Source organism: Nonomuraea sp. NPDC049419 (assembly GCF_040676995.1).
In the GTDB taxonomy this organism is placed as follows: domain Bacteria; phylum Actinomycetota; class Actinomycetes; order Streptosporangiales; family Streptosporangiaceae; genus Nonomuraea; species Nonomuraea salmonea.
Genome location: NZ_JBFAQB010000005.1, coordinates 221068 through 242447, shown reverse-complemented (window position 1 = coordinate 242447; position 21380 = coordinate 221068). Strand labels below are relative to the sequence as shown.

The window sequence follows — 21380 nt, the reverse complement described above, 5'->3', positions numbered from 1 at the left end:
CGACACTGTGCGAGAGTGTGATCCTTCCGCGACGCAGGGTGAGCACATGCCAGATTCCCCCCGGCACAACCTGCCGGTCGAGCCCAACCGGTTCGTCGGACGCGAGCGTGACCTCGACGACCTGCGCGAGCTGATCGGCGAGACGCGCGTGGTGACGCTGTGCGGGGTGGGCGGCATCGGCAAGACCCGGCTGGCCCTGCGGGTCGCGGCCGGGCTCGTGCCGTCCTTTCCCGGTGGTGTCTGGCTGGTCGAGCTGGCCAGGATCGCCCGGCCCGAGCTGGTCGAGCGGGAGGTCGCCCAGGTGCTCGGCGTGGCGGAGGAGCAGGGCGCCCCGCTGCTCGACACCGTCACCGCCCGGCTGCGCGACCAGCGCTGCCTGCTGCTGCTCGACAACTGCGAGCACCTCGTCGACAGGTCGGCGCAGGTCGCGGCGGCGCTGGTGTCGGCCTGCCCGTCGCTGCGCGTGCTGGCCACCAGCAGAGAGCCGCTGCGCATCGCCAGCGAGCTGATCTGGCGGGTGCCGCCGCTCGACGTGCCGGAGGAGACCACGGCCGACGCCGAGTCCGTGCGGCTGTTCCTCGACCGGGCGGCGGCGGCCGGCACCCGGCTGGGGCCCGAGAGCCTGCCCGACGTGGTGCGCCTGTGCCGGGCGCTCGACGGGCTGCCGCTGGCGATCGAGCTGGCCGCGGCCCGTACGACCGTGCTGAGCCCCGCCCGCATCGCGGGCCGCCTCGACGACCGCTTCTCGCTGCTGACCACCGGCGGGCGCACGGCCCCCGCCCGGCAGCGCACGCTGCTCGCGACCGTCGAGTGGAGCTACGACCTGCTCTCGCCCGGGGAGCAGGTGCTGCTGCGGCGGCTGTCGGTGTTCGCCGGCGACTTCGACCTGGAGCTGGCCGAGCGGGTGTGCGCGGCGCCGCCCATCGCGGCCGACGAGATCCTCGACCTGCTCGGCGGCCTGGTGGACAAGTCGCTGGTGCTCTGCGACGGCGCCCGCGGCCGCTACTGGATGCTGGAGACCATCAAGCGGTACGCGCTCGAACGCCTCGACCGGGCGGGCGAGCGCGGCGCGCTGCGCGAGCGGCACCTGCACGTGCTCTGCGACCTGATGGAGCGCCACTTCGCCGTCGAGATGGTGGAGCCCAGGCAGCCGTGGTCGCGCCGGCTGGCGGCGGCCAGGGCGAGCCGCGGCCTGATGGACGACCAGCGGCTGGCGCTCGACTGGGCCGCCGAGTCCGGCAACGTGGTCATGGGGCTGCGGCTGTGCCGCACGAGCACGGGCCTGCTGCCGCTGGGCGGCAACGTGACGGAGATCGTCGGCTGGGTCGAGCGGCTGCTCTCGCTCGACCCCGGTGACGTGCCGGCCGAGGAGGTCGCCCACTCGCAGGCGTACCTCGCCTATGGTCTCGAAGCGCGCGACGAGCTGAGCAGGTCACTGGAGATGGCCGGGCGCAGCCTGGCCGGGCTGCCTCCCGACCAGGTGTTCCCGCGCTGTGTCATGCACAGCCTCATGGTCGTGGTGCTGCTGCGCATGGGCCGGGCCGAGGAGGCGCTGCACCACGCGGAGGAGGGCCTGGCGCTGGCCGTCGGCTCGGGCGACACCTGGAACCAGGCGGCGGGCCTCGCGGGGCTGTCGGCGGTGGCGCTGGTCCGCGGCCGGCTGCGCGAGGCGCAGCGGCTCGGCGAGGACGCGCTGGCGCGGGCGCGCGAGCACGGCCACCGCTGGATCATGGCGCGCACCGCCGCCCAGCTCGGCTCCGTGGCCGAGGCCAGGGGCGACCTGGTGACCGCCAAGAAGCAGTACGAGCGGGCCGTGCCGTGGCTGCGCGAGCTGGGCGGCGACCTGGAGCTGGCGCGCTGCCTGGCCAGGATCGGCCGGGTGGCGGCGCTGCTGCACGAGTTCGGCGTGGCCCGCGAGCGGCTGGCCGCCAGTCTCGCCCTGGGCCGGGCGACCGGGCAGCGCCAGGGGGTGGCGCGCTGCCTGGTGGGGCTGTCGGTGCTGGCCGAGTGCGAGGGCGACCTCGAGGGCGCGGTGCTGGCGGCAGCGGCGGCGGCCGTCCTGCGCGAGTCGATCGGCCAGCACGCGGCCACGAGGAGGATCGAGGAGCTGCTCGGCCGGGCGAGGACGAAGCTGGGCGAGGGCCGCACCACCGCGTTGTGGTCACGGGGGAGGGCGACGCGCCCGTATGACGCGGCGCGCCACGTGCTGGAGGGCGCGCGGCCACCGGCGGCGGCGCTCGCGCCGGCCGAGCCGGTCAGGCGCTCGCTGCTGACCGCCCGCGAGCGGGAGATCGCCGGCCTGCTCACCCGGGGCCTGTCCAACCGGGCGATCGCCGAGGAGCTGGTGATCAGCCCGGCCACGGTGGCCCGCCACATCGCCAACATCATGGAGAAACTGGGCTACACCTCGCGCGCGCAGATCGCGGTGTGGGCGGCGGAACAGCCCAGGTCCGCCCAGTGAGTGAGCGGCCGCTTCTGCATAAGGATCTGCATATTCCGCCCCATGTGTGCACAGGTCACCCTCCTTACGGTGTTCCCCATGGATGAGCGCATCGTGATGGTGGATTCCGGCACCGGCCTGAAGCTCACCGAGGAGCAGCTGGACGAGCGGTCCGCGGTCGCGGCCGTCCAGCTGCGGCGCAGCGGGGTGCGCGCGGGTGACACCGTGCTCATCTGCCTGCCGGTCGGGCCCGACCTGCTGGTGGCGACCGATGCGGTGATCGCCGCGGGCGGCGTGGTGTGGCCGCTGCCCGCCCATCTCGACGCGGCCGAGCTGCGCCGGCGCATCCTGGACAGCGGTGCCCGGGTGATGATCTCCAACGTCCGCGAGGCGCTCGACGCGGCCGAGGAGTCGCGGGTGCGGATCGTGGTGAGCATGGCCGATCTGGTGCCGCGGCACCCCTGAGCTGGAGGGTCGCGCGAGGACCGGGGGACGGCGAATCTAAGCTCGTGTCATGCCGTTCGCGCCCAGCTTCCCCGTCATGCTCAGAACCGAGGACGGCGTCCGCATCGACGCCGCGCACACCCCCTCGACCGGTTCGAGCGCCGGCACCGATCTCGGCATCGTCGTGGCGCACGGCTTCACCGGCTCGTGGCGGGAGCGCAGCGCCCGCCGCATCGTCCACGTGCTGAGCCGCTACGGCGGCGTGGTGGCCTTCGACTTCAGGGGCCACGGCCGCTCGGGCGGCGAGACCACGGTCGGCGACCTGGAGGTCCTCGACGTGGAGGCGGCGGTCAGGCACGCCAGGGTGATCGGCTACCGGCGGGTCGCGGTGGTGGGCTTCTCCATGGGCGCGGCAGTGGCCGTGCGGCACGCGGGGCTGCGCGGCGGCGTGGACGCGGTGGTCGCGGTGAGCGGCCCGGCCCGCTGGTACTACCGGGGCACCCGGCCGATGCGGCAGGTGCACTGGGCGATCGAGCAGCCGGTCGGCCGGTGGGCGGCCAGGGTGGCCAAGCGCACCCGCATCGCGCGCGGGCAGTGGGACCCGATCCCGATGCCGCCGCACGAGGCGGCCGGGCTCATCTCGCCGGTGCCGCTGCTGATCGTGCACGGCGACGCCGACCACTTCTTCCCGCTGGATCACGCCCATCAGCTGTACGCGGGCGCCAAGGAGCCGAAGGAGCTGTGGGTGGAGCCCGGCTTCGGGCACGCGGAGTCGGCGGCGACCCCCGATCTCATCCGCCGGATCGGCAAGTGGCTGACAACTCACCCTTCCTGAGTAATACCCGTCATCCTGCGGCGTACGGATGGAAACCGCCGGGAGAAAGTCTCCGGGGGAGCAAAGCGTCGTTGCGCTTGCCGTGGGACATACTGCTGTGGTCGGTCCGTAGCGGTCGCGTCACGCATGGTGCTCCGCCGCCGGCGGGACCTAGCGTCGCGGGGGCGCGCTAGGTCCGCCTGAGAGGGGTCTCCGGGGGGGAGGCCCCTCTCAGGCTCAGGCACGGCCTCAGCCGCACGCCTCCGCCGGCCGCCTGGTGATGCGCAGGGGGAGGCCACTCTCGGGCACGGCCTCAGCCCAGGCGGGCGATCGTCTTGTACTCCAGGTAGCCGTTGAGCCCCTCGGGGCCCAGCTCGCGGCCGATGCCGCTGGCCTTGTAGCCGCCGAAGGGGGCGTTGGTCTCCAGCATGAAGCAGTTCACCCCGTACGTCCCCGTACGCACCTGGCGGGCCACCTCCATGCCGTGCTCGGAGTCGGCCGTCCACACCGTGCCGGCCAGGCCGTAGTCGCTGTCGTTGGCGATGCGTACGGCGTCCGCCTCGTCCTCGTACGGGATGACCGCGAGCACCGGCCCGAAGATCTCCTCCCTGGCGATCCGCATGTCGTTGGAGACGCCGGCGAAGACGGTGGGGGAGACGTACCAGCCCTTGTCGCGCGGCCGGTCGAGCCCGCCGACGACGACCTTGGCGCCCTCCTCCATGCCGACCCTGATGTAGCCCTCGACGCGGTCCTGCTGCCGCTTGGCGACGAGCGGGCCGATGCCGGTGGCGGGGTCGGCGGGGTCGCCGACGGGCTGCGAGGTGACCATGCCGGCGATGGCGTCCACGACCTCGTCGTAGCGCTGCCGGGAGGCGAGGATGCGGGTCTGGGCCACGCACGCCTGCCCGTTGTTCATCAGCGAGGCCATCGACAGGAAGCCCATGCTGGCGTTCAGGTCGGCGTCGTCGAGGATGATCGCGGCGGACTTGCCGCCCAGCTCCAGGCTGACCCGCTTGAGCTGCTCGCCGCAGATGGCGGCGATGCGCCGGCCCGCGGCGGTGGAGCCGGTGAAGGCGACCTTGTCCACGCCGGGGTGCGAGACGAGGTGCTCGCCGGCCTCGCGGCCGGCCGCCACGATGTTGAGCACGCCGGCCGGCACGCCCGCCTCGGCCGCCCACTCGGCCAGCAGGTACGCGTCGAGCGGCGTCTCGGGCGCGGGCTTGAGCACGATCGTGCATCCGGCGAGCAGCGCGGGCGCGACCTTGGTCATGGTGACGAACTGGGGCACGTTCCACGGCACCACGGCCGCCACGACGCCGACGGGCTCCCTGCGCACGGTGATCGGCCCGAAGATGCCGGGCCGCTGCTCCTCCTGCTCGAACGTCTTGCCCAACTCGGCGTAGAACTGCAGCATGCCGAGCGGCTGCGGCGCCTGGGCGAGGTTGGAGAAGGTGATCGGCGAGCCCATCTCCTCGGTGATGAGCTGGGCCATCTCGCCCTGCCGCTCGTTGTAGATCGCGGCCAGCCGGCCGATCACCTCGGCCCGCTCGGCGAACGTCATGCGCGGCCACGGCCCGTGGTCGAACGCCTCGCGGGCGGCGGCGACGGCGCGGTCCATGTCCTGGGGGGTGCCGTCGGGCACCCGGCCGACGACCTCCTCGGTGTGGGGGGAGATGACGTCGATCGTCCCGGTGCCCGCTGGGGCCACCCATTCGCCCCCGATGAACAGCGTGTCGTGCTGGCGCATGACGTGGACCTCCTGCTTGACCGAATGCTTGCTTGCTCCAGGTGTGCCTCAAGGTGACCGAACCATGTTCTGTCCGTGCACGCAAGAGGGGTGCGGCGCAGGGCCGCACCCCTCGAAGGGTTCTAGCGCGAGGGGCCGAGCAGGTGCCGCATGGACCTCTTGAGCAGGTCCGTACGCGCCGCCTGATCGGTCACGCTCTCCACGCCGAAGCCGAGGTAGACGGTGTCCTCGGTGGTGATGCCGCCGCCCTCCTCGAAGACCTGGTCCGTACGGAACCAGTTGTTGATCGACGGCGAGGTGCCCTCGGGCGGCGCGCCCACGGCCCAGCCGCCGAGGTCGCTCTCGAACGAGGTCGTCCCGTCCGCCGCGCCGTCCAGGGAGACCGTGACGTCGTCGAGGAAGACGCCCGCCCCCTGGGTGGCCCAGTCGCTGATGTACGAGATCGACACCTCGACCTGCCTGCCCGCGTACGGGGTCAGGTCCACGCGCCACTGCTGCCAGCCCGCCGAGTTGCCCGACGCCGCGTGCCAGGCGCCCGAGCTGCCGGTCGGCTCGCAGTCCACGCCCTGGTAGCGCTGCGTGAACGGGTGGATCGTGCGCCAGCCGCCGCTGTTCTCGACCAGGCAGCTGTCGCCGGCCTCCTGGGTGGTGTGGCCGTTGGCGTCCGGCAGCGTGGTCCAGTCGTCGCCGCCCGCCGTCCTGGCCTCGACGGTCAGGAAGTCCCAGTGGAACTCGGTGTCGTACGACGTCCAGAACGACAGCTCACCACTGGTCCTGCCGGTGAGGTCGATCGTCTTGGTCAGCCGCTTCCAGGAGACGTCCGCGATGCCGCTGTAGACGTCCCAGGAGCCGGTGTGCGGGTCGAACGGACCACCTGGCCTGCCCCACTTCACCGGGGCCGAACTGGCGAACCTGGGGAACCGCGCGGCGGGCAGCACCGCCGAGGTGGCCACGAACGAGTTGGTGTGGGTCTGCTCCAGCGTGGCGTTGAAGCCGTCGAACGCGCCGCCCACCCCGGTCAGCGGGTACGGCTGCCCGGTCGCCTGGTCGGTGCCCGCGTCGTCGAAGAACACGTACGCGCCCAGCCAGTACTGCTGGAAGTCGTTGAACACCGGGATGCAGGGCGGGTCGTCGGGCACCGTGCACTCGGGGTTGCCCGGCTGGTCCGGCTCGTAGTAGTAGGAGCCGTTGAAGTTGGCCGCGTACGACGGGTACTTCCCGGCGTGCAGCAGCTTGCCGCCCTCGTTGAGGTAGTCGCGCACGGCCAGCTCGGTGTCCACGCCGGCCTTCGACGTGGTGCCCGGCACCTGGCCCTCCGACCTCGGGATGATGTCGTCGCCGGTCTCCCAGACCACCGCCTTGTAGTGGCTGAGCACGCCGAGCGGGTGCGGGGCCTTGCGGCCCGTCTTGTCCATGTCGTACACGTCGGTGCTGTAGCCGGCGGCCTTGAGCGCGGCGGTGTAGACGCCGGCGTACTTGGCCTCGGTGCCCTCCTGGGCGGGGCTGGGGCCGGTGACGTCCTCGGCGGCGAGCACCAGCACCTTGCCGCCGATGTCGGAGGCGACCGTGTAGGTGAAGCCGCCGCTCTTCCTGCCGATCGAGGTGAACCAGACCTTCACCTTGTCGCCCGGCTCGGTGCCGGTGATCGTGCCGCGCAGGCGGTGGTAGTAGCGGTCGTAGCCCTTGCCGTACCGCTCGCCGCCCTTCCACTCCTTGGTCCCGGTGGTCTTCGTCCGGCCGCCGTTGACCTGGTAGTTGAGGAAGACGGGGCCGAGCTTGCGCTTGGCGTTGACCTGGACGACCTGGTTCCTGCCGTGGCTGACCTCGAACGGGTCGAGCACGAAGTCGGGCGTCCTGTTGCCCAGGTGGCTGACCGGCTCGACCGGGTCGACCGCCGACTTCGCCACGTCGAGCGCGAACGGCAGGTTCTTCTCGAACTCGGCCTGCACCAGCGCCTCGTCGTCGGGGAAGACGAAGCCGCAGCCGTCGCAGCCCTCGTTCAGCTCGGGCGTCCACGACAGCGTCCCGTACGTGGCGTGGGCGTGGTCGTTGGTGTCGCCGTTGGTGGTGTAGAGCTCGGCGCCCAGGTCGGGGTCGAAGCCGGGGACGGCCGGCCGGGTGTCGTCGCCGGTCAGCGCCTCGTAGATGGGGTTGTCCGCGGTCTCCGTGGCGATCTGGAAGCCGCTCGGGTAGAGCAGCAGCGGCCCGTAGGAGTGGTAGTTGAGCTGCGTCTCGAACCCGACCCGGCGCAGCAGGCCGTCCATGGCTCTGGTCTCGGGCTCGCTGGCCGGGCCGGCGCCGCGGTAGGTCTCGCTGCTCGGGATGCTCGACGAGCCCTCCTCGTCGTAGTGGAAGTTCGTCGGGAAGTTGCGGTTGGGGTCGACGCCGTCGCCCGTCGTGATCCGGCCGTCGCCGTTCACGTCGCGCAGGTTCTTGCGCCACAGGCGGTTGCCCTCGGTGAAGGTGAAGTCGTAGCCGTCGGGGTTGGCGACGGGGACGAACCACAGCTCGACCTTGTTGAGCAGGTCGCGCAGCTTCGACTTGTTCGCGACCACGTACTTGAGCAGCCGCATGTCGACCTCGGTCGCGATCCACTCGCGGGCGTGCTGGGTGGCCGAGTAGAGCGTCGAGGGCTTGAGGCCGTCGGGCAGCAATCGGGCTCCCGTGGTGACCTTGGCGGCGAGGATGTCCTGGCCGCGCAGGGTCTTGCCGATCGACTGGACCTTGACGACGTCCTTGTGGGCATGGGCGATGGCCCTGAGCTGGTCGGCGATGCCGCCGCGCTCGGAGTAGGAACGGAACACGGCGTGGCCGCCGGCGGCCTGCGCCCGCGCGGCCTCCAGCTGGGTCTGGCCCTGAGCGTTGCGCACGGGCTCGGGGCGGTGGCCGAGCTTGGCCAGGGCGTCCAGGTCCGTACGGTCGGCGGTCAGCTCGATGTGCTCCTTGCCGTCCGCGTTCTCCTGCTGGACGACGTCGAAGCCCTTCTCTCTGAGCTGCTGCGCGGTGCCCGGCGGGCTGTCGAGCTCGTACAGCTCGATGCGGTCGCGGGGCGGCAGGGGGGCCACGGCCGCGTGCGCGGGCGGTGTGACCACCACGACGGACGTGCCCAGGCCGAGGGTGACGGCCGCGGTGAGCTTCAGTAATCGAGACACGGTCTGCCCCTTCGCAGAGACGGGAATCGATCGCCATCTCAGACCTTTGGAGCGGTCCCGGGAAGGCCCAACTTTTAGGTCGGGCTTAAGTCGGACAAAAGCCAGAAAACCCCATCAAAGGTGCAGCAGTTCGGTCGTTCGGATGACAGGAATCAAGATCATCTTCTATAGTTTCGGTCCGTCTATGAGGGGAGGGGACGGGTGTGAGAATCTGGCGGCTCGCCGTTCTCGTCGCCGTGCTCGCCGGGCTGCTCGGACTCCCCACCCCGCCTTCCGCCGCAGCCGATCCCTCACCCGCCGAGCTGCGCAGGCTCACCAAGCAGGCGGGCCAGCTCGAAAAGCTCTACCGCGGCCAGCTCCAGAGCCTGGAGGACATCAAGCTCCAGGTGAAGCGCGCCAGCGCCACGTCCGGCACCCTGCAGGCCCAGCTCAAGGCCGCCCAGGAGGAGGTCAGCAGGATCGCCCAGACCTCCTACATGGTCGGGCCGCTCGACGGCATGCAGCTCCTCACGCCGTCCGGCGACCCGTACAAGGTGCTCGGGCAGGCGGCGAACATGGCGTACATGGCCAACGAGCGGGCCAGGCGCGTCGAGAGCATCAAGAAGCTCATCGAGAAGTCCAAGCAGGCCAAGCTCAACGCCAACAAGAAGGTCGAGAAACTGGCCAAGGAGATCAAGCGGCTCCAGGCCAAGCGCACCGACATCGAGAAGCTGCTCGCCAAGTACGGCTTCCAGCAGCCCGGCGGCGCCGAGGGCCTGACCCAGCGCATGATCCAGGTCCGCGCGGAGATCATGGCCAACTTCCCCATGAAGTACGGCGTCGGCTGCCTGCGCCCCGGTGACCCCGGCGAGCACGGCAAGGGCCGGGCCTGCGACTTCATGATGTCCAGAGGCGGCACCATGGCCGTCGGCTCCGACGCGGCCAACGGCGACGCGCTGGCCGCCTGGCTGATCAAGAACGGCGCCCGCATCGGCGTCATGTACATCATCTGGAAGCAGCGCTACTACGACATCCGCTCAGGCGGCGGCTGGGACCCGATGTCCAACCGCGGTGGCGTGACGGCCAACCACTACGACCACGTTCACGTGTCGGTGTTCTGAGCCTTCAGGAAGTCCCGGTACCAGTGGTACGAGCGCTTCGGCGTGCGCCGCTGCGTCGCGTAGTCCACATGCACGAGGCCGAAGCGCTGGTGGTAGCCCTCGGCCCACTCGAAGTTGTCGAGCAGCGACCAGACGAAGTAGCCGCGCACGTCCACGCCCTCGTCCATGGCCCGGCGCAGCGCGGCGATGTGACCGTCGAGGAAGGCGATCCGGCCGGCGTCGTCGATCGTGCCGTCCGCGCCGGGGACGTCGGGCTGCGAGCAGCCGTTCTCGGTCACGAGGATCGGCGGGAGCGCGGCGCCGTAGCGTGACTTCAGGCCGGTGAGCAGCTCGCGCAGGCCGTCGGGGACGACCGGCCAGCCGAAGGCGGTCGTGGGGTGGCCGGTGATGCCGGCGTCGGTGAACGGCAGGCCCTCGTCCGTGGGGGCGGCGATGCGGGTGGGGTTGTAGTAGTTGACGCCCAGTGCGTCGATGGGGGCCGAGACGGTCTCCAGGTCGCCGTCCCTGACGAAGCCGAGGTCGCCGGTGTAGGCCGAAAGGTCGGGGTAGGCGCCGGTCAGCACCGGATCGGTGAACAGGCGGTTGTGCAGGATGTCGTACGCCTCGGCGGCCCGTACGTCCTGCTCCCGTTCGGAGGCGGGCCAGACAGGGGTGCAGTTGTTGGTCAGCGCCACCTGGCGCGCGCCGGCCGCCCTGAGCGCCGCCACCGCGCGGCCGTGGGCGAGCAGCTGGTGGTGCGCGGCCGGCAGGGCACCGGTCATCAGGGCGCGGCCGGGGGCGTGCAGGCCCATGGCGTACCCGAAGGCCATGTGCACGAACGGCTCGTTGAGCGTGATCCACAGCGGCACCCGGTCGGCGAGGCGGGCGGCGGCGACGCCGGCGTAGTCGGCGAACAGCTCCGCGACGTCGCGGTTCAGCCAGCCGCCGCGGTCCTCCAGCGCCTGCGGCAGGTCCCAGTGGAACAGCGTCGGCACCGGCTGCACGCCCGCCGCCAGCAGCGCGTCCACCAGGCGGTCGTAGAAGTCGAGGCCGCGCCCGTTGACCGCGCCCCCGCCGTCGGGCAGCACGCGCGGCCAGGCGATCGAGAAGCGGTAGGCGTTGACGCCGAGGTCCGCCATGAGCGCGACGTCCTCGCGCCAGCGGTGGTAGTGGTCGCAGGCCACGTCGCCGGTGTGCCCGTCGCGGGTGCGGCCCGGCTCGCGGGCGAAGGTGTCCCAGATGGAGGGGCCCCTGCCGTCCTCGCCGGTCGCGCCCTCGATCTGGTAGGCCGCCGTGGCCGTACCCCACAGAAACATCCCTGGGCCTCCACTGCTACCCGAGTGGGGCTCATGTTATCTGAGGCCGGAGATCCTGACTCGGCCTCACCGGAATACGTCAGGATGGGGACATGACCAGTACCTTGCGCCGCCGCCCCGCCCAGCGCCGGAGCGTCGAGCGCGTGGAACGCATGCTCGACGAGTGCGCGTTGCTGCTCGACGAGGTCGGCTACGACGCGCTGACCACCAAGGAGGTCGCCCGCCGCGCCGAGGTGCCGATCGGCACCTTCTACCAGTTCTTCCACGACAAGCAGGGCCTGGTGCGCGCGCTGGCGCGGCGCAACCTGGAGGCGTTCCTCCAGCGCGTCGTCCAGCGCATCCAGGAGACCGGCCCAGGCCACTGGACCGACCTCGTCGACCTCGCCATCGACGTGTTCGTGGACATGAAACGCACCACGCCCGGGTTCGGGGTCGTCGACTTCGGCGAGGTGCTGCTCACCCCGGGCGGGCCTGCCGTCGGGGGCAGCAAGCGGGCGCTCGACGAGACTCAGGAGAACGGCGTCGTGGTGGCCGAGCGCCTGCGCGACCTGATGCTCGGCCTCCTCCACGCCCCCGCGGGCCCGGGGCTCGACCGGGCCCTGCTCGTCGCCGTCGAGGCCACCGACGCGGTGCTCAAGCTGGCCTTCAGAGCCGACCCGGCCGGCGACCCCGGCCTGATCGCCGAGTGCAAGCAGCTCGTCCGCCGCTACCTCACCGACCACCTGCCCTCATGAGCTAGCAGATGGCGTCCAGGCGGGCGCGCAGCTCCGCGTCCAGCGTCAGGCGCGCCCCGCCGATCGCCTCCTCCAGCTGCTCCATCGTGGAGACCCCGACGATGGGCACCACGCCGCCGCCGATCAGCCAGGCCAGCACCACCTGGTTCGGGGTGGCGCCCAGCTCACCCGCCACCTCGCGCAGCGCGGCCAGCCGCCGCGTCGTGCCGGGGTGGTGGTAAATGTCGGGGATCGGCCGGTCCTCCCGCGTGTACGCCCCGAACATCAGCGTGTTGTACGCCCACAACGTGATCCCGGGCTCGGCGGCCAGGTAGTCGAGCGTGTCGTCGTTCACCAGCCGGTGACCGGACTCGGCCGGCCTGGAGCCCGGCCGCGGCCGCAGGTAGGTGTGGCGGAGCTGCAGATACGAGTACGGCGTCCAGCCGTGCCCCGCCGAGACGTTCCTGGCCCGCTCTAGCCGCCAGGCGGCCATGTTGCTGGCCCCGATCGCCCGCGCCTTCCCGGCCCGTACGACCGCGTCGAACGCCCCCAGCGTCTCCTCCAGCGGCGTGTCCCTGTCGTCCACGTGCGCCCAGTACACGTCGATCCGGTCCGTCCCGAGGCGCTGCAGGCTGCCCTCCACCCCCTTGGCGATCACCTCGGCCGTCAGGCCCTCGGCCGAGTCGAGCGTCACGTCGCCCGGCACGGTCGGCCGCGCCCCCACCTTCGTGCTGATCACCATCTCGTCGCGGGTGCCGCGCGCGGCCAGCCACGCGCCGACGGCCAGCTCGCTCTCGTCGCCCGAGCAGCCCTCCACCCAGAACGGGTAGTTGTTGGCCGTGTCGATCCTGGTGCCGCCGGCCTCGTGGTAACGGTCGAGGATGGCGAAGGTCTCGTCCATGCCGACGGACGTGCCGAACGGAATGGTGCCCAATGCGATGTCCATGGCCCATGACTGTGGAAGCTGGAGCGCACTCCATGTCAACAACGCCCTTATCCGGTTGACCTGGAGTGCACTCCAGGTGGGATCCTGATACCCGTGAGCGTGTACACCCCCGCGGAGGTCGTCGAAGAGACCGGCTTCAGCATCGACACCCTCCGCTACTACGAGAAGATCGGCCTGCTCGAACGCGTCGATCGCAACGCGGCGGGCCAGCGCAGGTTCAGCGAAGAGGACATCGGCTGGCTCGGCATGCTCCGGTGCCTGCGCGACACCGGCATGCCCATCGCCACGATGCTGCGCTTCGCCGAGCTCGTCCGCGCCGGCGACCACACCATCCCCGAGCGCATCGAGCTGCTGGAGGAGCACGACCGCACGGTGCAGGCGCAGATCGGCAACCTCGTCGAGCGCCAGCGCTACATCCACCACAAGATTTCCTACTACCGCAGCGTCCTCTAGCTCCCGCTTTGCGGGGCGGTTGGTACACCTCGAACCATGGCCGGTTCGAGGGCGAGGTGGATCAACGTGCCCCTGGCCCGCGTGGCCATGCTGTGCGCGGTGATGCTGTTCGTGCTGCTCGCGCACATCACGCTGGTGCAGGCGTTCGGCTCGCGCGCGCTCGACGCCGACCCCAGGAACGAGCGCACGCTGATCCTCAGGTACGCCCACCCGCGCGGCGACATCCGCACCTACGACGGCACCGCCATCGCCACCAGCCGCCCCACCACCGGCGGCCCCTACCGCTACCAGCGGGTCTACCCCTTCGGCGAGCGGTACGCGGCCGTCACGGGGCACGTGTCGCTGCGCCGGGCGACCGGCATCGAGCAGGCCCAGGAGGCCGTGCTGACCGGCGACGACCCCAGGGTCAAGGTGCGCTCGCTGGTCAGCGCGGGCAGCGAGGCGGGCGCCCACGTCCGGCTGACGATCAGGGACCGCGTGCAGCGAGCCGCCCACGACGGACTCGCCGCCGCAGGGGTGCCCGGCGCGGCGGTCGCCATCCATCCGGCGACCGGCGCGGTGCTGGCGCTGGCCAGCCACCCGACGTACGACCCCAACGCGCTGGCCACCTTCGACCGGCTCAGGCTCGCGCTGACCTCGCGGCGGCTGCGCGAGTCGCCCGATCGGCCGCTGCTCAACCGGGCGCTCAACCGGCTCTATCCGCCCGGGGCCACGTTCAAGCTGGTGACCGCGGCGGCGGCGCTGGCCTCCGGCGAGTACACGCCGACGGCCCTGGTGGACGCGCCGCCGCGGCTGCGGCTGCCCGGCTCGTCCGCGTACGTCCGCGACACCGGCTGCGGCTCCGCCCACCCGACGCTCGTGTACGCCTTCCAGGCACCCTGCGACACCGCCTTCGCGGGCATCGGGCTGCGGCTGGGGCACGACCTGCTGCGGGACCAGGCGGAGGCGTTCGGCTTCAACGCGGGCGTGCTGCGGATCCCGCTCGCCGCGACCGGCAGCCGCTACCCGGTCACCACCGACCGGTCGCAGACCGCGCTCGCGGCCATCGGGCGGCACGAGAACCTGGTCACGCCGCTCATGGTGGCCATGCTGTCGGCGGCGGTGGCCAACGACGGGGTGCTGATGCGGCCGTACCTGGTGGAGGACGTCCGGCTCCCCGACCGGTCGGTGGTGAGCCGGGCGGCGCCCGCGCCGTACCGGACGGTGATGTCCCCGGCGCTGGCCCGCTACCTCGCGGCCATGATGGCGACCACCCCCCGCCGCGGCGGCACCCGCTCGGCGGCCCCCGGCGTCCGCGTGGCGATGACGAGCGTCCCCCTGACGGAGGACCACGCGCTGGTCACAGCCTTCGCCCCGGCCGGCGCCCCGGAGGTCGCAGTGGGCGTCGTCCTGGAACGCCCCGGTGCCCGGGCCGCCGCCGTCACCACGATCGCGCGCTCGATCATCCAGGCCGCCCTCTCCTGACCGCGGCGTCCGCTCTGGGGTGGGCGGGGCTCTGGGCGCGAAACGTAGTTGGTGTCACACTCACAGTGATGCTGCGAACCGCCGACCCCAGCAACCTGCCGGCCGAGCCCAATCCTTTCGTGGGCCGGGAGTCCGATCTCGACGAGCTCGTCCATCTGCTCGGTGTCTCCCGGTGCGTGACCCTGTGCGGGGCGGGAGGGATCGGGAAGACGCGGCTGGCGTTGCGGCTGGCCTCCCGCCTGGGCACCGCTCATCCGGCGACGCGATCCGGGGGCGTCTGCCTGGTCGAGCTGGCCGATCTCGACAAGGGGGAGCTGCGCGGGCAGGTGGCGGCGGCGCTCGGGATCGCCGGTGACCTCGCGGAGACGATCGGCGACCGCCGGCTCCTCCTGCTGCTCGACAACTGCGAGCCGGTGATCGGGGAGTGCGCGGAGCTGTGCAGGGACCTGCTGAGCGCCTGCAAGGGGCTGACCGTGCTGGCCACCAGCCGTGAGCCGCTGCGCGTCCCTGGCGAGACCGTGTGGCGGGTGCCGCCGCTGTCCGTCGGCAGGCCGGACGACGGTGAGAGCGAGGCGGTGCGGCTGTTCGTGACGAGGGCGACGGCGGCGCGGCCGGAGTTCGAGCTGACCGGCGAGACCAGGCCGCTGGCCGAGGAGCTGTGCCGGGCGCTCGACGGGCTGCCGCTGGCGATCGAGCTGGCCGCCGCCATGGTCAGGGTCCTGTCCGTACGCCAGCTCGTCGAGCGCCTCGACGACCGGTTCAAACTGCTGGCGGGCGGCGCGCGTACGGCCCCTGCCCGCCACCGCACGCTCAGGGCGGCGGTCGACTGGAGCTACCGGCTGCTCAGCCCCCAGGAGCGCCTGCTGCTGCGCAGGACCGCCGTCTTCCGCTCGTCCTGGACCCTCGACCTGGCCGAGTGGGTCTGCGCGGGCCCGGGGCTGACAGAGGAGGAGGTGCTGCCCCGGCTGTGCGACCTGGTGGACAAGTCGCTGGTCGTCCTCGACGGTGAGATCGCCGGGCAGGCCCGCTACCGCCTGCTGGAGACCGTCCGCGAGTACGCGCTGGAGCAGCTGGCCGAGTCGGGCGAGGAGGCCGAGCTGCGCGGGCGGCACCTGGCGGCGCTGGCGAGGCTGGGGGAGCGGTTCAAGCGCGCGCTGGCCCCGGGCGTACGCACGTCGTGGCCGGTGGTCGAGCGCTTCATCAACCTGTTCGACGGTCTCAAGGCGGAGGTGGGCGCGGCCTGCGACTGGTCGATCGCCACCGGCGCGGCGCGGACGGCGCTCTCCCTGCTGGCCGACACCCGCTACCTGCTCATCGGCAGCGGCAGGAAGCTCGACATGGCCGAGCGGCTCGACCGGCTGCTCGCCCTCGGCGACGTACAGGTGCCGGAGGCGCTGCGCGGCCAGGCCACGATCCTGCGCGGCGAGCTGGCGCTGGCGGCGGGCGACGTCGGGCCGGCGCTGCGGTACGTACAGGCGGGTCACGAGCAGTGCATGGCGGCCGGCGACGAGTACGGCGAGACGATAGGGGCGATCGTGCTGTCCCAGCTCACCGGCGACCAGGCCCTGCTGGATCGCGCCCTGGAGCTGACCGGGCGCTCGGGCGACCTGGTGCTGGAGTCGCTGGCCAAGGCCGTCAGAGCGCGGTCAGGGCTGCACCACGGGCGCCTGAAGGAGGCCAGGCGGGACTTCCACGACGTGCTGAGCGTCCACGAGGAGCTGGACAACCACTACGGGCAGAGCCTGGCGCACATCGGCCTGGCCCAGGTGGCGCGGCGCTCCGGCGACCTCGCGGCGGCCAGGCGGCACTACGACGCGGGGCTGCGCCTGCTGCGCCACATCGACGCCCGCCAGCACATCGTGAGCTGCCTGGCCGGCCTCGGCAGGGTGGCGCTGGACGAGGGCGACCTGACCGAGGCGCGGGCCAGGCTGACGGAGGCGCTGACGCTCAGCCGCGACGCCGGCCTGCGCGCGGGCGTCGCGCGGCGGCTGGAGGCGTGGGCGGTGCTGGTGGCGGCGGAGGGCGACCACCGGCGGGCGGTGCTGCTGGCGGCGGCCGCGGTGACGCTGGGCGGGCGGCAGCCGGACGCGCGTACCGAGGACGTGCTGCGACCGGCCCGAGACCGGCTGGGCGAGGCCGTGGTCGGCGTGCTGTGGGCCGAGGGCGCCGCCATGACGGCCGAGCAGGCGGTGGCCTGCGCGCTCGACGGCGAGCTGCCCGAGCCGACGGCCCGTCCCGTCATGCCGGTGAGCCGCGACAGCAGGCTCACGGCCAGGGAGCGGGAGATCGCCGAGCTGGTCGCGCGCGGGCTGAGCAACAGGGCGATCGCGGAGGAGCTGGTGATCAGCCCGGCGACCGTCGCCAGGCACGTCGCCAACATGCTCGCGAAGCTGGGCTTCTCCACACGTACACAGATCGCCGCATGGGTGATCGGCAGCCGGTGACGTCTCTACACATCCCGGCGCCCGTCGGCTTACATCGTCGAATGGCCATGTCAGCGCATGTGCGGGGGCATTGTGCACGCCTACCGTTCTTCGTGTGATCGGCCGTGCCGCGCGATCCCCGTCTCATCCCAGCGGGGAGCCGCGCAGCCGTTCGGTCGATGACGTCACGCGCCCGCACGGGGAGCGGCCTTCTCGGAGGGGTGGGGGCCGGGCCCCGGGCGCGTGACAGCGGGCCCGGGTCGCGCAGGGCTCGGGCCCGCCCCCACGTTTCTCCCCATCGCCGAATGCACATCCGCCTACATAGATCGGTGGATGCTCGCCCGCCTGAGGCCGCCGTACGTTGGCGGGCATGAGACCCACCGCCCCGGTCACCGGCAGCGTGATCCACGAAGTGTTCCGCCGGGCCTACGAGCGTGGCGACCGGCCCGCGCTGGTCGATCTGCGGGGCGGTCACGTCTACGGCTACCGGCGGCTGGTGACCGAGGTGACCAGGGCCGCCTCGGGGCTCGTGCGCAGGGGCGCCCGGCGTGATCAGGTGGTGGGCGTACATGTCTCCACGGCGGGGGCGCAGACGCTGGCGGTGCACACCGTGGTGGCCGCGGGCGGGGTGGCGGCGCCCGTCGAGGCGGAGGCGGGGGCGTACGAGCTGGCCGAGCGGTTGCGCGAGTGTGACGCCCGCGCCCTGATCACCACGCCCGACCTGGCCGAGTCGGCGATCCAGGCGGCCGAGCAGTCGCGGGTGCGCCAAATCTACTCACTGGGCCGCGCGCTCGACACGATCGACTTCCGCTGCCTGCTCACGCTGGAGCCGACCGCGCTGCCCGCGCTCGACGCGGCGAGCCAGCCCGCGCTGCTGCTGGCCGACGGCCGCCGCCTGTCCCACGCGGAGCTGCTGGCCCGGATGGCGGAGCTCGATGCCCGCATCCGCCTGGACGAGTCGGACGTGGTGCTGACCACGTGGCGGCCCGACGGCGGCTGCGACCTGCTCGCCCTGGTGTCGCTGGGCGTGTCGAAGGGCGCTCTGGTGGTGGTGGCGGCGGGCGGCGGTGACCTGGCGGGCACCCGGCACGACTTCGGCGTCACCGTGCTCGCGGGCCCCGGCGGCACGCTGGAGCGCGTCGCCTGACGGCCCGAATATGCGGAGCTGTTACCGCCCATCCCTTGACGCGACGCGGTACGAAGTGGGTTGATAGCCACACGTTGACAACGTTGTCAAGTGTCAAACCTTCGGGGGGATCGAAGGGATGGTGTGGGCATGCGACGGTGGTTAGCAGCCGTATCGATCACGATGGTCAGCGTGCTGGGTCTGGCGGCCTGCGGAGGCGACGGCGGCGGACAGACGGCGCAGACACCCGCGGCGGAAGGCGGCGGGAAACAGCAGGTTGAGGTCTTCTCCTGGTGGACAGGGCCGGGTGAGGCCGACGGCCTGCAGGCGATGAAGAAGATCTTCGAGGAGAAGAACCCGAACTACACCTTCTTCGACGCCGCGGTGGCGGGCGGCTCCGGCGACAAGGCCAAGGCGCTGCTGCAGTCGAAACTCCAGGCCAGCACCCCGCCCGACACGTTCCAGGGTCACGCGGGCGCCGAGCTGCAGGGCTACATCAAGGCCGGCAACCTGGAGGACCTGACGCCGCTCTACGACGAGCTGAAGCTGAAGGACGTCTTCCCCGAGCAGCTCGTGGAGCAGATCAGCGTCGACGGCAAGATCTACTCCGTGCCGGTGAACATCCACCGCTCGAACGTCCTGTGGTTCAACCCGGCCGTGCTGAAGGAGGCCGGCGTCGCGGGCGCGCCCAAGACGATCGAGGAGTTCGTCGCGGCGCTGGAGAAGGTCAAGGCCAAGGGCAAGATCCCGCTGTCCATCGGGTCGGAGTGGACGGTCACCCACCTGCTGGAGAGCGTGCTGCTCGGCACGCTCGGCGCCGACGCCTACAACGCGCTGTTCAAGCCGGGCGCCGACTGGAACAGCCCGCAGGTGACGACCGCCCTGCAGAGCTTCGCCAAGATCATGGAGTACGCGGGCGACCCGCAGGACGACTGGCAGCCGGCCGCCAAGCAGGTGGCCGACGGCGAGGCGGCGTTCAACATCATGGGCGACTGGGCCTACGGCTACTTCCACAACCCGCCGGAGGGCGGCCTCGGCAAGACGTCGAAGACGGACTTCGACTGGGCGCCGTCGCCCGGCACCGAGGGCACGTACCTGTGGCTGTCCGACAGCTTCACCCTCCCCAAGGGCGCGAAGAACCGCGAGGGCGCCACGGCGTGGCTGAAGGTGGCCGCCAGCAAGGAGGGCCAGGACGCCTTCAACCCGAAGAAGGGCTCCATCCCCGCCCGCAAGGACGCCGACCAGTCGCTCTACACCGACTACCTGGCGGACGCGCTGAAGGACTGGTCGAGCAACAAGCTCGCCGGCTCCATCCAGCACGGCGTGGCGGTGAACCAGCCCTGGCTGGCCGCGATCAACGAGGCGGTCGGCCTGTTCATCGGCACCAAGGACGTCAAGGCGCTGCAGCAGGCGCTGGCCGACGCGGCCACGGCCAACGCGCAGTAACAACCGCTCGACAACGGCGCGGCGCGGCGGGCCCGGATCGCGGGCCCGCCGCACCCGTGGGAGGTCATTCTTGTGAGGCGGGCACGCTCGTGGCTGCCCGGGCTCCTCCTCGTGACACCGTCGATCATCCTGATCGGCGTCTTCGTGTACGGCATGCTGGGCTGGAACTTCCGCCTGGCGATGACCGACAAGCACGATGAGGTGTCCGAGGGGAAGTTCGTGGGGCTGCAGAACTTCGTGGACATCTGGGACCAGCCCCGCTGGCACCTTTCCGTGAACCACGCGATCGTCTTCACGATCGTCTTCGTGCTGGGGGCGCTGCTGCTCGGCTGGCTCCTGGCGTTCCTGATAGAGAAGGGGATCAGGGGCGAGGGCACGTTCCGCGCGATCTACCTGTTCCCGATGGCGATCTCGTTCGTCGCGACCGGCATCGTGTGGCGGTGGCTGATGAACTCCGGGACGGGGGAGCGGGCGGTCGGTCTGAACCGGCTGTTCGACTGGATCGGGCTGCCGCAGTGGCAGTGGTTCCGTGACCCCGACTGGGGGATGGCCGCGATGGCGCTGCCAGCAATCTGGCAGATGTCCGGATATATCATGGCGCTTTTCCTGGCCGGGTTCCGCGGCGTCCCCGAGGAGCTGCGCGAGGCCGCCCGCGTGGACGGCTGCAACGAGTGGGGCGTCTACCGGCATGTGGTGCTCCCCATGCTCAGGCCGGTCACGCTCTCGGCGCTGATCATCCTCGGGCACATCTCGCTCAAGGTCTTCGACCTGATCGTGGCGGTGTCCGGCAAGCAGATCATCACGGACGTGCCCGCGGTGTTCATGTGGGTCGCGGTGTTCGACTCGCACGACCCGGCCAAGGGGGCCACGATCGCGTCCTACATCGTGCTCAGCGTGGCGATCTTCGTGATCCCGTACCTGATCTGGTCGGTGCGTAAGGAGAGGCGTTCATGACGGCGGTGGCCGGGCGCAGGGCGACGGGCTTCCAGTACGCGCGGCTCGTCGTGCTGATCCTGTTCGTCCTGATCTTCCTCATCCCGATCTACGTGCTGCTGGTCACCAGCTTCAAGCCGCTCACCGAGGCCGACCCCGGGCAGGCGTGGAACCTGCCGCAGACGTGGACGACCGAGGCATGGCGGGTGGCCTGGGAGAAGCTGGCCCCCGGCCTGTGGAACAGCGTGCTGCTCGCGGTGCCCGGGTCGCTGCTGTCGTGCGCGCTCGGCTCCATGAACGGCTACGTGCTGTCCAAATGGCGCTTCCCCGGGGCCGACGTGCTGTTCACGCTGTTCCTGTTCGGCATGTTCATCCCCTACCAGGGCGTGATGATCCCGCTCGTGCAGCTCCTCGTCGGGCTGAACGACCTCACCGGGCTCCAGGGCGTCTTCTACGGCGGCATCCCCGGCCTGGTGCTGGCGCACGTCGTGTACGGCATCCCGATCTGCACGCTGATCTTCCGCAACTACTACGTGACGATCCCCGACGAGCTGATCGAGGCGTCACGGGTGGACGGGGCCGGCATGCTGCGGGCGTACTGGTCGGTCATCCTGCCGGTGTCGGGGCCCGCCATCGCCGTGGTGATCATCTGGCAGTTCACCTCGATGTGGAACGACTTCCTGTTCGCGGTGTTCCTCACCGGGCCGACGAGCTGGCCCACGACCGTGATGCTGAACAACATCGCGGGCGCGCAGGCCACCCCGTACAGCCAGCAGATGGCCGCCGCCATCCTGGCGTCGATCCCGACGATGCTGATCTACGTGCTGCTCGGCCGGTTCTTCATGCGCGGGCTCATGGCGGGCGCACTCAAGGGTTAGCTCGGG

At 71.5% G+C, this 21380-nt stretch carries 16 protein-coding genes; 12 read left to right on the top strand and 4 right to left on the bottom strand.

The genetic code is table 11. From position 1 onward, the window contains the following. Window positions 1-46 precede the first annotated feature (46 nt). The 3 genes from AB0K12_RS18335 (at window position 47) to AB0K12_RS18325 (ending at window position 3719) form a co-directional block, all read left to right on the top strand. Window positions 47-2461, top strand: coding sequence for a LuxR C-terminal-related transcriptional regulator (locus tag AB0K12_RS18335; RefSeq protein ID WP_364562016.1), 2415 nt, complete (start codon window positions 47-49; stop codon window positions 2459-2461). A gap of 78 nt (window positions 2462-2539) precedes the next feature. Then, window positions 2540-2905 carry an AMP-binding protein gene (locus AB0K12_RS18330; RefSeq protein WP_345389116.1) on the top strand — a complete coding sequence of 122 codons (366 nt, stop codon included), beginning with the start codon at window positions 2540-2542 and terminating at the stop codon, window positions 2903-2905. 49 nt (window positions 2906-2954) lie between these two features. Next, window positions 2955-3719, top strand: a complete 765-nt coding sequence (locus tag AB0K12_RS18325; RefSeq protein WP_364562012.1) for an alpha/beta fold hydrolase — start codon at window positions 2955-2957, stop codon at window positions 3717-3719. A gap of 292 nt (window positions 3720-4011) precedes the next feature. Here the strand turns inward: AB0K12_RS18325 and AB0K12_RS18320 are convergent, their stop codons facing one another. Both AB0K12_RS18320 and AB0K12_RS18315 read right to left on the bottom strand, forming a co-directional pair. Continuing rightward, window positions 4012-5445, bottom strand: coding sequence for an aldehyde dehydrogenase (locus AB0K12_RS18320; protein WP_364562010.1), 1434 nt, complete (start codon window positions 5443-5445; stop codon window positions 4012-4014). A gap of 122 nt (window positions 5446-5567) precedes the next feature. Further along, window positions 5568-8597, bottom strand: coding sequence for a M14 family zinc carboxypeptidase (locus AB0K12_RS18315; protein WP_364562008.1), 3030 nt, complete (start codon window positions 8595-8597; stop codon window positions 5568-5570). 203 nt (window positions 8598-8800) lie between these two features. On the opposite strand from AB0K12_RS18315, the gene AB0K12_RS18310 reads away from it, so the two are divergent. Beyond that, window positions 8801-9697, top strand: a complete 897-nt coding sequence (locus AB0K12_RS18310; protein ID WP_364562005.1) for a hypothetical protein — start codon at window positions 8801-8803, stop codon at window positions 9695-9697. Here AB0K12_RS18310 and AB0K12_RS18305 read toward each other — a convergent pair. Next, on the bottom strand, window positions 9679-10992 hold the full coding sequence (locus AB0K12_RS18305) for a GH1 family beta-glucosidase (protein ID WP_364562002.1): 1314 nt from the start codon (window positions 10990-10992) through the stop codon (window positions 9679-9681). The two genes, AB0K12_RS18310 and AB0K12_RS18305, sit on opposite strands and share 19 nt — an antisense overlap. Window positions 10993-11084: 92 nt before the next feature. On the opposite strand from AB0K12_RS18305, the gene AB0K12_RS18300 reads away from it, so the two are divergent. Beyond that, on the top strand, window positions 11085-11726 hold the full coding sequence (locus tag AB0K12_RS18300; protein ID WP_364562000.1) for a TetR/AcrR family transcriptional regulator: 642 nt from the start codon (window positions 11085-11087) through the stop codon (window positions 11724-11726). Between the two features lies 1 nt (window position 11727). Here the strand turns inward: AB0K12_RS18300 and AB0K12_RS18295 are convergent, their stop codons facing one another. Continuing rightward, window positions 11728-12651: an aldo/keto reductase gene (locus AB0K12_RS18295; RefSeq protein ID WP_364561997.1), complete on the bottom strand. Its 924-nt coding sequence runs from the start codon at window positions 12649-12651 to the stop codon at window positions 11728-11730. Between the two features lie 93 nt (window positions 12652-12744). Here AB0K12_RS18295 and AB0K12_RS18290 point away from each other — a divergent pair, with 93 nt between their 5' ends. The 7 genes from AB0K12_RS18290 (at window position 12745) to AB0K12_RS18260 (ending at window position 21374) form a co-directional block, all read left to right on the top strand. Next, window positions 12745-13104, top strand: a complete 360-nt coding sequence (locus tag AB0K12_RS18290; RefSeq protein ID WP_364369802.1) for a MerR family transcriptional regulator — start codon at window positions 12745-12747, stop codon at window positions 13102-13104. A 36-nt stretch (window positions 13105-13140) separates the two neighbouring features. After that, window positions 13141-14568, top strand: coding sequence for a penicillin-binding transpeptidase domain-containing protein (locus AB0K12_RS18285; RefSeq protein ID WP_364561994.1), 1428 nt, complete (start codon window positions 13141-13143; stop codon window positions 14566-14568). 68 nt (window positions 14569-14636) lie between these two features. Further along, window positions 14637-17012: a LuxR C-terminal-related transcriptional regulator gene (locus AB0K12_RS18280; protein WP_364561991.1), complete on the top strand. Its 2376-nt coding sequence runs from the start codon at window positions 14637-14639 to the stop codon at window positions 17010-17012. Window positions 17013-17361: 349 nt separating this feature from the next. Beyond that, window positions 17362-18138 carry an AMP-binding protein gene (locus AB0K12_RS18275; RefSeq protein ID WP_364561989.1) on the top strand — a complete coding sequence of 259 codons (777 nt, stop codon included), beginning with the start codon at window positions 17362-17364 and terminating at the stop codon, window positions 18136-18138. A 129-nt stretch (window positions 18139-18267) separates the two neighbouring features. Next, a complete protein-coding gene (locus AB0K12_RS18270) occupies window positions 18268-19563 on the top strand; it encodes an ABC transporter substrate-binding protein (RefSeq protein WP_364369814.1) in 1296 nt (431 codons plus the stop codon). A gap of 72 nt (window positions 19564-19635) precedes the next feature. Further along, a complete protein-coding gene (locus AB0K12_RS18265; RefSeq protein WP_364561985.1) occupies window positions 19636-20517 on the top strand; it encodes a sugar ABC transporter permease in 882 nt (293 codons plus the stop codon). Beyond that, entirely contained in the window at window positions 20514-21374 is an 861-nt protein-coding gene (locus tag AB0K12_RS18260) for a carbohydrate ABC transporter permease (protein WP_364369820.1), read from the top strand. Before AB0K12_RS18265 ends, AB0K12_RS18260 begins: the two co-directional genes overlap by 4 nt. The last annotated feature ends 6 nt before the right edge of the window (window positions 21375-21380 follow it).

What these genes read in the sequence shown, in the direction of transcription:
- AB0K12_RS18335 (WP_364562016.1), top strand. Translation starts at nt 47, where the DNA reads ATGCCAGATTCCCCCCGGCACAACCTGCCGGTCGAGCCCAACCGGTTC.
- AB0K12_RS18325 (WP_364562012.1), top strand. Translation starts at nt 2,955, where the DNA reads ATGCCGTTCGCGCCCAGCTTCCCCGTCATGCTCAGAACCGAGGACGGC.
- AB0K12_RS18280 (WP_364561991.1), top strand. Translation starts at nt 14,637, where the DNA reads ATGCTGCGAACCGCCGACCCCAGCAACCTGCCGGCCGAGCCCAATCCT.
- AB0K12_RS18260 (WP_364369820.1), top strand. Translation starts at nt 20,514, where the DNA reads ATGACGGCGGTGGCCGGGCGCAGGGCGACGGGCTTCCAGTACGCGCGG.
- AB0K12_RS18305 (WP_364562002.1), bottom strand. Translation starts at nt 10,992, where the DNA reads ATGTTTCTGTGGGGTACGGCCACGGCGGCCTACCAGATCGAGGGCGCG.
- AB0K12_RS18320 (WP_364562010.1), bottom strand. Translation starts at nt 5,445, where the DNA reads ATGCGCCAGCACGACACGCTGTTCATCGGGGGCGAATGGGTGGCCCCA.
- AB0K12_RS18285 (WP_364561994.1), top strand. Translation starts at nt 13,141, where the DNA reads ATGGCCGGTTCGAGGGCGAGGTGGATCAACGTGCCCCTGGCCCGCGTG.
- AB0K12_RS18295 (WP_364561997.1), bottom strand. Translation starts at nt 12,651, where the DNA reads ATGGACATCGCATTGGGCACCATTCCGTTCGGCACGTCCGTCGGCATG.
- AB0K12_RS18330 (WP_345389116.1), top strand. Translation starts at nt 2,540, where the DNA reads ATGGATGAGCGCATCGTGATGGTGGATTCCGGCACCGGCCTGAAGCTC.
- AB0K12_RS18300 (WP_364562000.1), top strand. Translation starts at nt 11,085, where the DNA reads ATGACCAGTACCTTGCGCCGCCGCCCCGCCCAGCGCCGGAGCGTCGAG.
- AB0K12_RS18275 (WP_364561989.1), top strand. Translation starts at nt 17,362, where the DNA reads ATGAGACCCACCGCCCCGGTCACCGGCAGCGTGATCCACGAAGTGTTC.
- AB0K12_RS18270 (WP_364369814.1), top strand. Translation starts at nt 18,268, where the DNA reads ATGCGACGGTGGTTAGCAGCCGTATCGATCACGATGGTCAGCGTGCTG.